We start from the raw sequence: 14,801 nt of genomic DNA, 5'->3' as shown, positions 1-14,801 counted from the left end.
GGTCGTGACTCTCGCGCTCGTCCTGCTGGGCTACCTCGCCGGCTCCATCCCCTTCGGTGTCCTGCTGACGCGGTGGCTTCGCGGCGTGGACGTGCGCCAGAGCGGCAGCGGCAACATCGGCGCCACCAACGTCACCCGCGTCGCGGGCAAGAAGCTGGGGGCGGTGGTGCTGGTGCTCGACGCGGTGAAGGGCGCGCTGCCGGTGGCGCTCGCGATGCGGCTGGTGCCGGAGCTGCCCGGGGTGCACGTGCTGGTGGCGCTCGCCGCCGTGCTGGGCCATGTCTTCCCGGTGTGGCTGAGGCTGCACGGTGGCAAGGGCGTGGCCACCGCGCTGGGTGTGTTGCTGGTGCTCGTGCCCCAGGCGGCCCTGGCCGCCGGGCTCGTCTTCATCGCCATCTTCGCGGTGTGGCGCGTCAGCTCGCTGGGCTCGCTCGCGGCGGGGGCGACGGCGGTGGGCACGTCCGCGCTCACCGCCCGCGCGCCCGAGTACGCGGGCCTCTCAGCGGTCCTCTTCGCCCTCATGCTGTGGACGCACCGGAGCAACATCCACCGGCTCATGCGACGCACCGAGCGGCGCTTCTGAGTCCTCGCCGCCGCCGCCCGAGGGCCGGTAGCCGAGCAGCGTGCAGTCGATGGGGCCGTTCATCAGGTCGCGCCGCGCGGAGGGGCGCGCGTGGAAGGCGCTCTCGAAGGCGGGGTTGCCGCTGAGGACCCAGACGCGCCAGCCGGGCACGCGCAAGGACTCGCCCAGCTTGTAATAGAAGCTCTTCATGCCCTTCTGTCCGCCCGTGCCGATGCGGTCTCCATAGGGCGGGTTGGTGAGGATGAGGCCACTGGAGGCCGGCAGCGGCGGCAGCTTCGTCGCGTCGCCCTCGGCCAGGGTGATCTCCTCGGACAGCCGGGCCGCGCGCACGTTGCGCTGGGCGGCGTCGAGGGCCTCCGGGTCCTTGTCGAAGCCCCAGAGGGGGACCTCCACCTTGCGCTCGTCGCGCCGCGCATCCGCGCGCATGTCCGCGAGCAGCTCCTTTGCTCGAGCCCCCAGCTCCGGCCAGCGCTCCACGGCGAAGTCGCGGTTGAGGCCGGGCGCGCGCCGACGGGCCATCATGCCCGCCTCAATCAGCAGCGTGCCCGAGCCGCACATCGGGTCCACCAGCGCCTCGTCGCCCGTGTAGCGCGCGGCGCGCAGGATGGCGGCGGCCAGCGTCTCCTTGAGGGGCGCCACGGTGGGCCGCACGCGGTAGCCCCGGCGGTGCAGCGGCTCGCCGCACAAATCCAACGAGAGCGACAGCGTGTCGCGCGACAGGTGCGCCACCACGCTCACGTCCGGGTTCTTCGTGTCCACGTCCGGCCGCGTGCCCACCACGTCGCGCATGCGGTCGACGATGGCGTCCTTCACCTTCAGCGCGACGAAGCCCGAGTGGCTGTGCTCGCTGTCCTTCAGCGTCGCGTCCACGGCGAACGTCGTGGTGGGCGTCAGGTGCTCCTCCCACGGGACGCCGCGGGCTGCGTCGTACAGGCCCTGCGCGCCGCGGGCCTCGAAGGCGCCCAGCGGGTAGAGCACGCGCATGGCGATGCGGGACCAGAGACAGACCTTCAGCGCCTCGTCGAGCGAGGCCATGAAGCGCACACCGCCACGGTCCTGGCGGATGCGGCGCGCGCCGAGCTCCTTGAGCTCGTCGGCGAGCAGGTCCTCGGTGCCTCGGGTCGTGGTGGCGAATAGGGCGATGCGTTCAGCCATGGGACACCGCCCATAGACGACCTGCGCCTGCTTGGGAATCCAATACGCGCCTCACGTGCCCACCACCTCGTAGATGGCGAAGGTGGCCCCCTCCTGCTCGGCGCTGGCCTCCTTCGCCTTCCGGAAGTCCTCCGACTGGAAATAGCGCCGCATCGCCTCCTTGTCCCGCCAGCGCGTCACCAGCAGCAGCTCCGGCGAGCGCTCGAACGAGCGCAGCACCTCCAGCCCCAGGAACCCCTCGTGCGCGTCCACCCTGCGCGCGCGCTCCTGGAAGCGGGCGACCAGGCGCTCGGCGTCCTCGGGCGCGGCGCGGAAGCGGGAGATGGCGACAATCATGGGCACTCACCTGGAACACGTCGGGGCGGGCTGGGGATGCCCGCGCGGGGAGGAGAAACGGACAGGGGGCGCCCGGACCGAAGCCGGACACCCCCTGGGAGAACAACGGTGCGCCGCGGGTGGACTACATCGCGCCCGCGCCCGGCATGTCGCCCACCCCTCGGATGAGCACCTCGCGGGGTTTGGCGCCATCGGCGGCGCCGACGACTCCGTCACGCTCCATGCGCTCAATCATGCGCGCGGCGCGGTTGTAGCCGATGCGCATCTTGCGCTGGAGCATGGAGATGGAGACGGCGCGCATCTCGCTGACCGTGGCGAGGGCCTGGTCGTACAGCTCGTCGGACAGCTCGTCCTCCTCACCGCCGGACTCCACGTCCTCGTCGCGCGGCTTGAGGATGGACTCGTCGAAGACGGGCTTGCCCTGGGCCTTGAGGTGGTCCACCGCCTTCTTGATTTCGTTCTCCGACACGAAGGCGCCGTGCACACGCTGCAGGTGCGCGCTCGTGGGCGGCATGATGAGCATGTCGCCCATGCCCAGCAGGGCCTCGGCGCCCACCGTGCCCAGAATCGTCATGGAGTCCGGCTTGGAGCGGAGCATGAAGCTGATGCGCGTGGGGAAGTTCGCCTTGATGATGCCGGTGACGACGTCCGTGGAGGGACGCTGCGTCGCGACCATCAGGTGGATGCCGGCCGCGCGAGCCATCTGCGCCAGGCGCGCCACGTACGTCTCCACCTCGCGGCTGGCGACCATCATGAGGTCCGCCAGCTCGTCGATGATGACCACGATGTAGGGCAGCTTCTTGAGCTCCTTCTTCTCCGGCTTGGCCTCCGCGGCGTCCAGCGGCGCGCCCGCGTCGTCGTCCTCGGGCTCGGCCTCCACCTCGGGCACTTCCGGGGCGGCCTCGTCCTCGGAGGACACCAGCGCCTCGCGCAGGTCCTCCATGTCCTCGCGCGGCGCGGCCACGCCCAGCCCGTCCGACGCCTGGGCCGCGGGCTTGGGCTCGCCACCCTCCAGGTCCACCACCAGGACCTTCTTGGGCTTGGACTTCTTGGGCGAAGGCTCCGCGGCGGCGAGCACCTCCTTCACCTCGGAGGCGGAGCTCTCCACCAGCTTGTTGTAGCCGGCGATGTTGCGCACGCCCGCCTCGGACAGCATCTGGTAGCGGCGCTCCATCTCCTCCACGGCCCAGCGCAGCGCGAGCGCCGCCTTCTTCGGGTCCGTCACCACGGGCAGCAGCAGGTGCGGGATGCCCTCGTACACGGAGAGCTCCAGCATCTTCGGGTCCACCATGATGAAGCGGACCTCCTCCGGCGTGGACTTCAGGAGGATGCTCATGATCATCGAGTTGACGGCCACCGACTTGCCGGAGCCGGTGGTGCCGGCGATGAGCAGGTGCGGCGCCTTGGCCAGGTCGAAGACGTACGGCATGCCCTCGATGTCCTTGCCCACGCACATGGTCAGCTTGCTGGGGCCCTTGAGGAACGCGTCCTGCTCGGCGATCTCCTTGAGATAGACGGTCTCACGGTCCTTGTTCGGCACCTCGATGCCCACCACGCCCTTGCCGGGGATGGGGGCGACGATGCGAACGCGCATCGCCTCCATCGCCATGGCCAGGTCGTCGGCGAGCGCGGCGATCTTGCTCACCTTGATGCCGGGGCCCGGCAGGAACTCGTACATGGTGACGACGGGGCCGGGGCGGATCTCCACGACCTCGCCGACGATGCCGAAGTCGGCCAGCTTGGCGCGCAGCTTCTCCGCCGTGGACAGGAACGCGTCCTTGTCCAGCTCCGAGCGCTCCTTCTTGTCGTACTCGAGCACGTCGAGCGGCGGCAGCGAGAAGCTCTTGCGGTCACCCACGAACTCGAACTGGTCCTGGGTCTTCTTGACGGTGGGCTTGGGCGGCGCCTTGGGCTCCACGATGAGCGGCATGCGCGCCAGCGCGGACGCGGCAGGCGCGGGCTGGGGCGCCGCGGCCTGCGGAGGCTGGGGCAGGGAGATGACGGGCGCGGGCGCCGGGGCCACGGGCTCGGTGGACTCGGGCAGCGCGGCGACGGGCGCGGAGGGGCCGGTGACGATGTTCGGCGTCTTGCGGCGGCCGCGCGGGGGCTCGACGCCCTCGGGGACGATGGGGGGCGCGGAGTGGGGCTGGGGCGCCAGGAACGACGCGGCCCAGGCCGGGTCCGCGCCGGGGGCGGGGCGCTTCTCCGCGATGCGCGGCAGCAGCTTCTCGGCGGCCACCGGCGGGGAGGACGTGGGCGGCAGCGAGTCCGTGTCCTCGGGCAGGGGCAGGGCCTTGCGCGTCTGCTTCTCCAGCTTCTCCTTCTCGCGAGCCTCCTTGAGGGCCAGCTTCGCGGCGGCGGCCTGCTCCTTCTCGTTCTGACGGGCCAGGCGCACGGCCTCCTCGGCCATGGCCTCCGCCTCGGCGGCCTCGGCCTCCTCGGCGGCGCGCTCGGCCTCGGCGAGCTCCTCCTCGTCGGCCTCAATCTGCGCGAGGAAGGCGGCCTCCTCGAGCTTCTCCTCGGCGGCGCGCTCCTGGCGGGCCTTGTAGGCGACCTTCTGCTGCTCCCAGAAGGCCTCGGCGGACTCGGAGACTCGGCGGCCCAGCACGCACAGTCCGGCCCACACCAGCGAGCACAGCTTGAAGAACGTGTACTGGGTGCCGACGATGAGCGCCGCGGCGCTGATGGCGGTGACGAGGATGACGGTGCCGACGGTGGAGAACAGCCCCTCCATGACGCCGCCCAGGCTCGCGCCCAGCGCGCCGCCGGGCGGGTGTGCCCAGCCCTTGTCGCCGGCGAAGATGAGCTGCGCCAGCACGGCCACGCTCGCCGTCAGCAGCACGAGGCTGACGATCTGCGGCCCGCGCTTGCGCTCGCGGCTGCCCACGAAGAGCACCATCGCGGCGTAGACGCCTCCGACGGGTGCCAGGTAGGCGCACACGCCGAGCATCCCCCGCAGGGTCTCCGCGATGAGGTGGCCCATGGGGCCCACCGCGTTGCGGAAGCCCGGTCCGACCCGGTCATGGGCGTCGAACGTGGCCACCGACAACAATGACAGCAGGGACGCCGCCAGCAGGAAGACACCGGTGATGGCTCGGGCCGTCGTGCCGTCGCCGCCGTCGACCCCCGCCTTGCGCCGTTTGTCCGCGAGCGCCTTGCGACGCGTCGCGATCTCCTGCCGGGACAGCACTGCCTTCTCCGCCCGACCCTTCTTCGCCGTCATGACCTTCTTCCCTCTGCGCGTCTCAGCCGCGTAGCGGGCTGTAGCAATGCCCGCGACGAGTGTAGGGAGGGAGGGGGTCCGGTCAATTTTCCGGCTGCCGGACAGGGGGCCTACATTTCGGCTGCGCGTTGCACCAGAGGGGGTATGGTGCCGCCACGATTTCCTGGAGGTACATCGCCATGGCAGACAACGACAAGCCGTCCTCGAGCGAGGAGGAGTACTTCGCCCGCGAGGAGATTGAGAAGAAGCGGAAGCTTGCGCTCCAGCAGGCCGCCGACACGGCCCAGGCCCAGCGCGACGAGCTCAAGAAGCTCCACTGGATGAAGTGCCCCAAGTGCGGCATGGACCTGCAGACGCTCAAGCAGGGCAAGGTCGAGCTGGAGACGTGCTTCAACTGCGGCGGAGTCTTCCTGGACGCCGGCGAGCTGGACCAGATGGTGGCGCAGCACGGGCACGAGGGTGGCGGCAAGGTGATGGGCGCCATCCTGAACCTCTTCAAGAAGAAGTAGACCCGAGGTCCCGGGGAGGTCTGCGGGCATGGCCCTCACGCTCGAGCAGGTGCGACACGTGGCCACGCTGGCGCGGCTGGCGCTGACTCCTGAAGAGGAGCAGCGCATGGCCACGCAGCTGTCGGCGGTGTTGGATGCGGTGGCGCAGTTGCAGACCCTGGACGTGGGGGACGTGGAGCCCACCTCGCATGCCACGCTCACGGCCTCGCTGCTCCGCGAGGACGTGACGCGGCCCTCCCTGCCGCCGGAGAAGGTGCTGGCCAACGCCCCGGCGAAGTCGGGGACCTCCTTCGCGGTGCCGAAGATCATCGACTAGCCGGAGGGGTTCCACGTCATGCAGCTGACGGACCTGACGATGCTGGAGCTCGCGCGGAAGCTGGACGCGGGCGAGGTGTCCTCCGTGGAGGCCACCCGCGCGTGCCTGGCGCGCATCCAACAGGTGGACCCGAGGATTCGCGCCTTCCTGCGCGTGGACGAGCAGGGCGCGCTGGCGGCCGCGGAGGCGAGTGACGCCCGCAGGCGCGCGGGGACCCCGGCGAGCCCGCTGGACGGCGTGCCGGTGGGGCTCAAGGACCTGTTCCTCACCGAGGGCGTGGAGACGACCGCCGGCTCGCGCGTGCTGGAGGGCTTCGTGCCGCCGCTGGACGCGACGGTGGTGCGGCTCCTGAAGGAGGCGGGGCTGCCGCTGGTCGGCAAGCTGAACCTGGACGAGTTCGCGATGGGCTCCTCGAACGAGTCCAGCGCGTACCACCCCACGCACAACCCCTGGGACGTGACGCGTACGCCGGGCGGCTCCTCGGGAGGCTCGGCGGCGGCGGTGGCCGCGCGCGAGGTGTTCGGCGCGCTGGGCACGGACACGGGCGGCTCCATCCGTCAGCCCGCGGCCTTCACCAACACGGTGGGGCTCAAGCCCACGTACGGGCGGGTGTCCCGCTACGGCGTCATCGCGTATGCGTCGTCGCTGGACCAGCCGGGGCCCATGACGCGCACGGTGTCGGACGCGGCGGCGCTGCTGCAGGTCATCGCGCGGCACGACCCGCTGGACGCGACGAGCGCGCCGGCGAAGACGCCAGACTACTCGGCGGAGCTGGAGAGCGGGGTGCGCGGGCTGAAGCTGGGCGTGCCGCGCGAGTACTTCGCCGAAGGCATGGACCCGGAGGTGGAGGCTTCCGTCCGCGCCGCGCTGGCCGAGTACGAGCGGCTGGGTGCGACGCTGGTGGACGTGTCGCTGCCGCATACGCAGTACGCGCTGGCGACGTACTACCTCATCGCGCCCGCCGAGGCGTCCAGCAACCTGGCGCGCTACGACGGCATCCGCTACGGGCTGCGCGCGAAAGACGCGCGGGGGCTCAAGGAGCTGTACGCGCAGACGCGCGAGCGGGGCTTCGGACCGGAGGTGAAGCGCCGCATCATGCTGGGCACGTACGCGCTGTCCGCCGGCTACTACGACGCCTACTACCTGCGCGCGCAGAAGGTCCGCACGCTCATCCGCGAGGACTTCACGCGCGCCTTCAAGGACGTGGACGCGCTGGTGGCCCCCATCTCCCCCGTGGCGCCGTTCAAGCTGGGGGAGAAGGTGGATGACCCGCTGTCCATGTACCTGATGGACGTCTACACGCTGCCCTGCAACCTTGCGGGCATCCCTGGCCTGTCGGTGCCCTGTGGCTTCACGAAGGCGGGGCTGCCGGTGGGCTTGCAGGTGCTGGGGAGGGCCTTCGACGAGGCCCTGCTGCTGCGCATCGCTCGGGCCTTCGAGCGTGAGCACGACTTCTTCCGCCGCCTCGCGCCTGTCGAGGCGTAGGGCCGCTTGGTGACACCGCCATGCCCGTGAGCGATTTCCAGCCCGTCATCGGCCTCGAGGTCCACGCGCAGCTCCTCACGCAGTCCAAGATTTTCTGTGGCTGCTCCACCGCGTTCGGCGCCGAGCCCAACCGCAACACCTGTCCGGTGTGCCTGGGCATGCCCGGCGTGCTGCCCGTGCTCAACGAGCGCGTGGTGGACTTCGCCATCCGCGCGGGGCTCGCGCTGGAGTGCCGCATCAACGCCAGGAGCGTGTGGAGCCGGAAGAACTACTTCTATCCGGACCTGCCCAAGGGCTACCAGATCACGCAGTACGACCTGCCCATCTGCGAGTTCGGGCGCCTGGCCATCGAGACGCCGCAAGGTGAGAAGGTCATCCGCGTCCGCCGCATCCACATGGAGGAGGACGCGGGCAAGAGCGTGCACGACGGGGGCGGTGGGCAGAGCCTGGTGGACTTGAACCGGGCAGGGGTGCCGCTGATCGAGATTGTCAGCGACCCGGACCTGCGCGACGCGGACGAGGCGGTGGAGTACCTCAAGGCGCTGCGCGACATCCTCGTGTACCTGGGCGTCAACGACGGCAACCTGGAGGAGGGCAGCTTCCGCTGCGACGCCAACGTGTCGGTGATGCGCAAGGGCTCCGACACGTTCGGCCAGCGCTGCGAGCTGAAGAACCTCAACTCGTTCCGCTTCGTGAAGCAGGCCATCGAGTACGAGATTGCCCGGCAGGTGGACGTCATCGAGTCCGGCGGGAAGGTGGACCAGGAGACGCGGCTGTGGGACCCGAACAAGGGCGTCTCGCGCTCGATGCGCAGCAAGGAGGACGCGCACGACTACCGGTACTTCCCGGAGCCGGACCTGCCGCCGCTGCACGTGACGACGGAGGTCGTCGAGGCGGTGGGCAGGTCGCTGCCCGAGCTGCCGCGCGCGAAGCTCCAGCGCTTCGTGAGCCAGTACGGGCTGCCCGCGTATGACGCGCGCCTGCTCACCACGGAGCGCCCGCTCGCGGACTTCTTCGAGGCGTGCGCCCAGCGCTACCCGGACGCGAAGAAGCTCTCCAACTGGTTCCAGGGGGAGCTGCTGCGGCTGCTCAAGGAGTCGGGCACCACCGTGGGCGAGGTGCGCTTCACGCCCGCACAGCTCGCGGAGCTGCTGACCCTGGTGGACCAGGGCACGGTGTCCGGCAACGCGGGCAAGGACGTGCTCGGGGAGATGTTCCGCACGGGCCGCGCGCCCGCGGACATCGTCGCGGAGAAGGGCCTGGCGCAGGTGAGCGACACGGGCGCCATCGAGGCGGTGGTGGACGACATCCTCGCGAAGAACCTGGGCGAGGTGGAGAAGTACCGCGCGGGCAAGAAGCAGGTGTTCGGCTTCTTCGTGGGGCAGGTGATGCGCGCCATGAAGGGCAAGGGCAACCCCACGCTCGTCAATGATTTGCTGAAGAAGAAGCTCGGCGACTGACGACGCGGGCCCTCTTCCGCAAAGGGGCTCCGCATGCGCGAGGGCCCGTCGTGGGTTGGCACTGGGGCAGAGCCGATGGGCGGGCGCGAGCGCAGGACGCCGTCCATCACCTCACGAGGACTGCCGCGCGTTGGAGGCGATGTTCAGGGCGCGAGCGCGTGAAGCGCTCATCACCTTTCGAGGACGTGCCTCGGGGTGGCGCGCGTCAGGCGGCGCAGACCGGTACGAGCGTGTGAAGCACTTCATCGGCTCGTGAAGGCTCCGCTCGTGCGAGGACTCGCGTCGTTCCCCCGCTCGTGCGCTCGACGATGAGCGAGGGCGCCTCGAAGCGCTGGTCGAACAGCTCACCCGCGAGCTGCGCCGTCACGGTGTAGCGGACGTGACGCAGGCCCGGGAGTTGCCCGAGGAGTCCTTCATCGAGTGCGCGTTCATCCCAGTCCCCGGGGTGTGCGGAGGGATGGGCGACGACCTGGGCCCTCCAGGCATCCAGGTACTGTGCGCAGGGGACGAACCAGGGCTCCTTCGACGTGCGAGGTCGCGCGGCACCGTCGTAGCCAAGCAGTGTCCCCAGTCTGCCGAACGGCGTGTCGATGAGCGTCAAGTCCTCGGGCCGGCCGGGGCTCAGGCGCAGGCGGTCCTCGCTCGCAGGCAGGAGGTTCACCTTGCGCGCCGTGGCCACGCGGACACCCTCGGGTGAGAAGGTGTGGCTGGTGTTGAAGATGCGCGCGCCCCGGGGCTCGAAGTCCGGGCCGTCCTTGGTCAGGCGGTTGTCGGGAAGGAACGCGCTGCCCGCGACGACCCACAGGCCGAAGTCCCGGGCGATGGCGGAGAAGGTCTCGTGCATCACCCGGTGCACGCGCGACGCGAGCGTGGCATGCAAGCACTCCACCATCGTCGGCGGGTGGAGCTCCTTCCACGTGCGCCACACGTCCCACCACTCGGCGCGCGCCACCCTCCGCAGCGCGCTCCTCACCGTCGTGTGGCGCTGCACGCGCTGCACGTGGCCCAGCAGCTCCAGCGGCGCGCCCACCCACTCGGGCCACACGGCGAGGGCGGGATGGCGCGGACGACCTGCCTCGTCGCGGGTCCGCAGGCGGTCCACCCGCTCGGCGAGCGCGCGGTGCCTCGCGGCGAAGGTGGAAGGGGAGGCGTAGTCCTCCAGCGCGACGCGCGGCTGGAGGGCGAACAGCTCCACATGCGTGGGCAGGCGTGCTTCGTCCACGAGTGCATCCAATGCCCGGTGGGACGCGCGCGTCGGACACCGGACGGTGAGGGACTACTTGATGAGCCCGTTCTCGCGCAGGCGCTGCTGCAGGAAGGCGCCGGCGGTGATGGGCCCGTGGCGGGCGGGGTTCTCCGGCGTCTGGGTGCAGGGCAGGGGCTCCAGCACGCAGTCGGAGTAGGGGTGCACGAAGAAGGGCAGCGAGTAGCGGACGGTGTCCTCGTCCGCGCTCTTCGGGTTCACCACCCGGTGCGTGGTGGCGGGGATGACCTCGTTCGTCACGCGGCTGAGCATATCGCCCGAGTCCACGACGATCTGCCCGCGCAGCGTGTCCACCGGCAGCCACTCGCCATCGCGCGTGAGCAACTCCAGGCCCGACGCGGTGCCCTCGCACAGCAGGGTGATGAGGTTGATGTCCTCGTGCTCGGCGGCGCGCACGCCTCCGGGGATGAAGCGCTCCTTCAGCGGCGGGTAGTGGATGAGGCGCAGCACGGAGTTGCCCTCCGTGGCCATGCCGCTGAAGGTGTCGCGCGCCACGCCGAAGAACTCGGCCAGCGCGTGGAGCATCACGCTCGCGGCGCCATCCAGCTCACGGAAGAGGGTGAGCGCGTGCTCGCGGAACGAGGGGACCTCGCCGGGCCACACGTTGGCGCCGTAGTGCTTCAGGTATGGGTGGCCTTCGGGCAGCTCGCGGCCCACGTGCCAGAACTCCTTCAGGTCCCCCACCTTGCGGTCCTTCGCGTGCTCCTTGCCGAAGCCCGTGTAGCCGCGCTGGCCGGCGAGCTCCGGCACCGCGTAGCGCGTCTTCACGTCCTCGGGGAGCTGGAAGAGCTTCTCGACGTCCGAGTAGGTGCGGCGGATGAGGCCATCGTCGATGCCATGTCCCACCACGGAGACGAAGCCGAACTCACGCAGACCCTCGCCGAAGACTTGGACGAAGCGGGCTCGCTCGGTGGGAGTGCCGGTGCGGTAGTGGGACAGGTCGATGAGGGGGATGCGGCGTGAGGTTCCGGACATGGGCGCCGCACTCTAATCGAGCGTGATGGATTGTCGGCACCTTCAGCGTCCTCCGGAGGACCGTCTCCTGGCACCGCGGCGCGAGAGCCCACTTCGCCAGCCGACATCACCGGAGGCCGGCAGTGGCCCCGCCTGGACGTGAATGTCCAGATTAGCTGGGCAGGCCCGGGGGAGTGGCATGGCCCAGGAGAGCAGCGCTGATGCGTGCGAGGCGTGCGGCCACCGACATGGGTCGGCGTCGTCATGCTCGACGCTGGTCCGAGCCGAGGGTGAGAGCGTGCCCGCGCGGCCCCGCTGTTCGTCCGTCTCCGTGGAGGTGGACCCGCTGGTGGGCACGAAGCTGGGGAGCTTCCGGCTGGTGCGTCGGCTGGGCCGCGGGGGGATGGGCGCGGTGTACCTGGGCGAGCACGTGTCCATTGGCAGCCGGGTGGCGGTGAAGGTGCTGCACGAGCACCTGGCGACGTACCCGGAGCTGGTGCAGCGCTTCCACGCGGAGGCGCGGGCCGTGAATGTCATCGGCCACGAGAACATCGTCAGCATCTTCGACCTGAACGCGGGGCCGCCCAGGCCGTACCTCATCATGGAGTATCTGGATGGGGCGCCCTTGTCCGCGTGGGTCGGCTCGCCGCTGCCGGCGCCGGCGGTGGTGTCGGTGCTCTCGCAGGTGTGCGACGCGCTGCAGGCGGCGCACCTGAGCGGCATCGTCCATCGCGACCTGAAGCCGGACAATGTCTTCCTGGTGCGGCGCGGGCGGGGCACGCCGTTCGTGAAGGTGCTCGACTTCGGTATCGCGAAGCTGGCGGACGCGAACATGCCGCAGACCCACGCCGGCATCATCGTGGGTACGCCCGAGTACATGGCGCCCGAGCAGTCCCTGAGTCGACGGGTGGATGGTCGCGCGGACCTGTATGCGCTGGGGGTGATTGCGTATCAGCTGGTGACAGGTCGGCTGCCGTTCGAGGACGAGGGGCTGACGGCGCAGTTGGTGGCGCATCAGATGCGGGCGCCTCCGCCGCCCCGGTCCGTGCATGCGGCCGTGCCCGTGTCGTTGGAGCGGGTCATCCTGCGCGCGCTCGAGAAGGCGCCGGAGCAGCGGTACGCGACGGCGGCGCTCCTGCGCGCGGCGCTGGAGGGGGCACTGGCCGAGGAAATCCATGTCCGGTCTCGGCAGGCGCGGCCCGTGGAGCCCGCTGTTCGAGCCCGGAGTGTTCCCGCACCCGTGGCGGGTCCGGGGCCCGTGGCGGGCGAGGGGAGGAACGCGCTTCCCGTTCCGGTGATGCTCGAGACGGACCTGCCCGAGCCCGTGTCGAACGGGAGTGTGGCGCCGCGACAGGGCCGGCCCGTGGAGGGCGTGAAGTCGACTGGGGTCCGGCCCGTGGAGGGGGCGATGCCGCACGGGGCACGGTCCGAGGAGGCCCGTCTCTCGCCGCCGGGACTCGTGCACGCGGTGGGCGAGGTGTCGACGTCGGGAGGCCCGCGGCCGTCGCCGCGCGCCCAGGTGTCGCAGCCTGTGGATGCGAGGGGGGCGGGTGCGGGGGCGCGTCCGTCTCCGCCTGTGCCCGTGCAATCGCCGGTGGGAGCGATGCCAGCGGGGGCGCGTCCGTCGCCGTCCGTACCCGTGCAATCGCCGATGGGGGCGATGCCACCGGGGGGGCGTCCGTCGCCGTCCGTGCCCATGCAATCACCGATGGCAGTGGTGCCATCTGGGGCGCGCCCATCTCCGTCTGTGCCCGTTCACTCACCAGTGGGCGCGATGCCACCGGGGTCGCGTCCGTCGCCGCAGGTGCCGGTGCAATCGCCAGTAGGAGCGATGCCACCGGGGTCGCGTCCGTCGCCGCAGGTGCTGGTGCAATCGCCGATAGGGGTGATGCCACTGGGGGCGCGTCCGTCGCCGCCGGTGCCGGTTCAATCGCCGGTAGGCGCGATGTCGCCGGGGGCTGGGCCTGCCCCGATGCAGGCTCGGCCGTCCGTCGAGGCACGACCGGAGGCTGCTCGACGTCCTTCGCCATCGCCTCACGCACAGGCCCGACCGTCCGTCGGCGAGAAGTCAGCGGAGGCACGTCGTCCTTCGCCATCGCCTCACGCACAGGCCCGGCCGTCCATCGACGCGAAGCCAGCAGAGGAGGCTCGTCGTCCTTCCCCATCAGGGATGGCTCGTCCACGCACCGACGAGATGCCGACGGAGGCTCGTCGTCCGTCGTCCCCGGGCAGCCCACCCCGCGCGTCCGATGTCGCGCCCTCCGGGCGCCCGTCATCCGACAGACGTGATGCTCCAATGCTCGCCACACCGAACCACAGCGCGCCGGCTGCCCCGCTGTCGTCCGGACGGAGCGTGCCTCCCGTCCCCACGCCGAAGGGGGTCGCGGCGTCGGAGGACTCCGTCGCGCCCTGGTCCCCGGTCGCGAGCCTCGCATCCCGGAACTGGGGCGCCGCTGTGCAGAACGCCTCGGGCGCTGCACCTCCGGTCCTCCACCCCTCGGGCGACGGAGCCCAGCCCAGCCCCAGCGAAGTCTCACAAGCCGCCCGGCCGCGCACGGTGGAACTCCCCGTTCGCGTCGTGCTGCGCCCGGGCGAGACGCCGGTCTGGCTGACCGCGTCCGACCTGTCTCGCGGTGGGTTGTTCCTGCGCAGCGACGGCCTGTTGCCCCCGCTGTTCGCGCGACTGCCGCTCGTTCTGGAACTGGAGTCGGGCCCGCAGTCCGTCGTCTGCGAGGTGGTGCGCCACGTGCCCGCGGAGCAGGCCCAGGTCTGGGGGATGCCCACCGGCTTCGGCGTCCAGTTCGTCGAGGCCACCCTGGCCCTCAAGTCCTCCGTGGACGCGCTCCTGCGCGCGGGTCCTGGCAGACGGGTGGCTCCGCCCGCAGCCGCCTCACCCTCGGAGGACAAGGAGGCCGCCCGCGTGCTGGAGGCCTATCGGGCCCGCTTGACGGGGGACCACTACGCCGTGCTGGCCGTCCCCCCCGACCTGGACATGGGCTCCCTGCGCCGTTGCACCCGCGAGGCCCGAACCACCCTGGAGTCCCTGCGGCAGCGTCCCCTGTCCTCCGCGCAGTCCCTGCTGCTCGACTCGGTGCTCACCCGGCTGCACGAAGCGGGGGAGGTGCTGGGCACCGTGACGCAGCGGGCGCTGTACGACGCCTGGCGGGGCAATCACCGGGGCGTCGCGCGCTGCCTGGAGGCAGGGCTCACGCCCGAGCAGCTCGAGTCCCTCCGCCGCGAGTTCCTCACCCGGCGGCCCCAGTCCGCGGGCATGGCGCGCGTGCACTACCTGTCCGGCTCCGCCCTGGAGCGCGAGGGCCAGCTCGCCCGCGCCCTGGAGACCTACGAGCGGGGCCTCGCCCTGGACCCCCTGGAGTCCAGCCTCCACCACCGCTACCGCAGCGTCCGTCGCGCGCTGGACGCCCGGGGCGCCGCCGCGGAGCCCTCGAACGAGAGGGCCCGGCCCCCCTGAGGGGAGCCGGGCCCGGTGCCACCAGCTCGGACGGCGGGCTACCC

General features: G+C 71.1%; 11 protein-coding genes and 1 pseudogene. 7 read left to right on the top strand and 5 right to left on the bottom strand.

Features of this window, described 5'->3' with window-relative positions; translation table 11 throughout:
* The first annotated feature begins 4 nt into the window (after positions 1 to 4).
* Positions 5 to 583, top strand: a complete 579-nt coding sequence (plsY, locus tag OWM54_RS12680) for a glycerol-3-phosphate 1-O-acyltransferase PlsY (protein ID WP_223785731.1) — start codon at positions 5 to 7, stop codon at positions 581 to 583.
* Here plsY and OWM54_RS12675 read toward each other — a convergent pair.
* The 3 genes from OWM54_RS12675 to OWM54_RS12665 all read right to left on the bottom strand — a co-directional run bounded on the left by OWM54_RS12675 (position 500) and on the right by OWM54_RS12665 (position 5,297).
* Positions 500 to 1,738 (bottom strand): THUMP domain-containing class I SAM-dependent RNA methyltransferase, encoded by a 1,239-nt coding sequence (locus OWM54_RS12675; RefSeq protein ID WP_267697689.1) that lies wholly within the window; start codon positions 1,736 to 1,738, stop codon positions 500 to 502. The two genes, plsY and OWM54_RS12675, sit on opposite strands and share 84 nt — an antisense overlap.
* A gap of 51 nt (positions 1,739 to 1,789) precedes the next feature.
* The gene (locus OWM54_RS12670) at positions 1,790 to 2,074 is read right to left on the bottom strand and encodes an antibiotic biosynthesis monooxygenase family protein (protein ID WP_223747749.1); all 285 of its coding nucleotides are present in this window, start codon (positions 2,072 to 2,074) and stop codon (positions 1,790 to 1,792) included.
* Between the two features lie 124 nt (positions 2,075 to 2,198).
* Positions 2,199 to 5,297, bottom strand: a complete 3,099-nt coding sequence (locus tag OWM54_RS12665; RefSeq protein WP_267697688.1) for an FtsK/SpoIIIE family DNA translocase — start codon at positions 5,295 to 5,297, stop codon at positions 2,199 to 2,201.
* Positions 5,298 to 5,476: 179 nt separating this feature from the next.
* On the opposite strand from OWM54_RS12665, the gene OWM54_RS12660 reads away from it, so the two are divergent.
* The 4 genes from OWM54_RS12660 to gatB are packed head-to-tail and all read left to right on the top strand — an operon-like array spanning position 5,477 to position 9,067.
* Positions 5,477 to 5,806: a zf-TFIIB domain-containing protein gene (locus OWM54_RS12660; protein WP_141328100.1), complete on the top strand. Its 330-nt coding sequence runs from the start codon at positions 5,477 to 5,479 to the stop codon at positions 5,804 to 5,806.
* A 28-nt stretch (positions 5,807 to 5,834) separates the two neighbouring features.
* Entirely contained in the window at positions 5,835 to 6,122 is a 288-nt protein-coding gene (gene gatC / locus OWM54_RS12655) for an Asp-tRNA(Asn)/Glu-tRNA(Gln) amidotransferase subunit GatC (RefSeq protein WP_223747751.1), read from the top strand.
* Between the two features lie 18 nt (positions 6,123 to 6,140).
* Positions 6,141 to 7,607, top strand: a complete 1,467-nt coding sequence (gene gatA, locus OWM54_RS12650) for an Asp-tRNA(Asn)/Glu-tRNA(Gln) amidotransferase subunit GatA (RefSeq protein WP_074949894.1) — start codon at positions 6,141 to 6,143, stop codon at positions 7,605 to 7,607.
* A 20-nt stretch (positions 7,608 to 7,627) separates the two neighbouring features.
* Positions 7,628 to 9,067, top strand: coding sequence for an Asp-tRNA(Asn)/Glu-tRNA(Gln) amidotransferase subunit GatB (gene gatB / locus OWM54_RS12645; RefSeq protein ID WP_267697687.1), 1,440 nt, complete (start codon positions 7,628 to 7,630; stop codon positions 9,065 to 9,067).
* A gap of 205 nt (positions 9,068 to 9,272) precedes the next feature.
* On the opposite strand, the gene OWM54_RS12640 is transcribed toward gatB, so the two are convergent.
* A complete protein-coding gene (locus OWM54_RS12640) occupies positions 9,273 to 10,289 on the bottom strand; it encodes a carbon-nitrogen hydrolase family protein (RefSeq protein WP_267697686.1) in 1,017 nt (338 codons plus the stop codon).
* 54 nt (positions 10,290 to 10,343) lie between these two features.
* A complete protein-coding gene (locus OWM54_RS12635) occupies positions 10,344 to 11,306 on the bottom strand; it encodes an isopenicillin N synthase family dioxygenase (RefSeq protein ID WP_267697685.1) in 963 nt (320 codons plus the stop codon).
* 178 nt (positions 11,307 to 11,484) lie between these two features.
* Between OWM54_RS12635 and OWM54_RS43380 the strand changes: the two are divergent.
* Positions 11,485 to 12,576: pseudogene (locus OWM54_RS43380) on the top strand (serine/threonine-protein kinase); the annotation flags it as partial.
* A gap of 6 nt (positions 12,577 to 12,582) precedes the next feature.
* Positions 12,583 to 14,757: a PilZ domain-containing protein gene (locus OWM54_RS43230; RefSeq protein WP_420715374.1), complete on the top strand. Its 2,175-nt coding sequence runs from the start codon at positions 12,583 to 12,585 to the stop codon at positions 14,755 to 14,757.
* The last annotated feature ends 44 nt before the right edge of the window (positions 14,758 to 14,801 follow it).

It is taken from the genome of Myxococcus sp. MISCRS1, assembly GCF_026626605.1.
GTDB lineage: Bacteria > Myxococcota > Myxococcia > Myxococcales > Myxococcaceae > Myxococcus > Myxococcus fulvus.
Note: the sequence above shows the minus strand (reverse complement) of the source record. Positions and strands in the feature narration are given on the sequence as shown.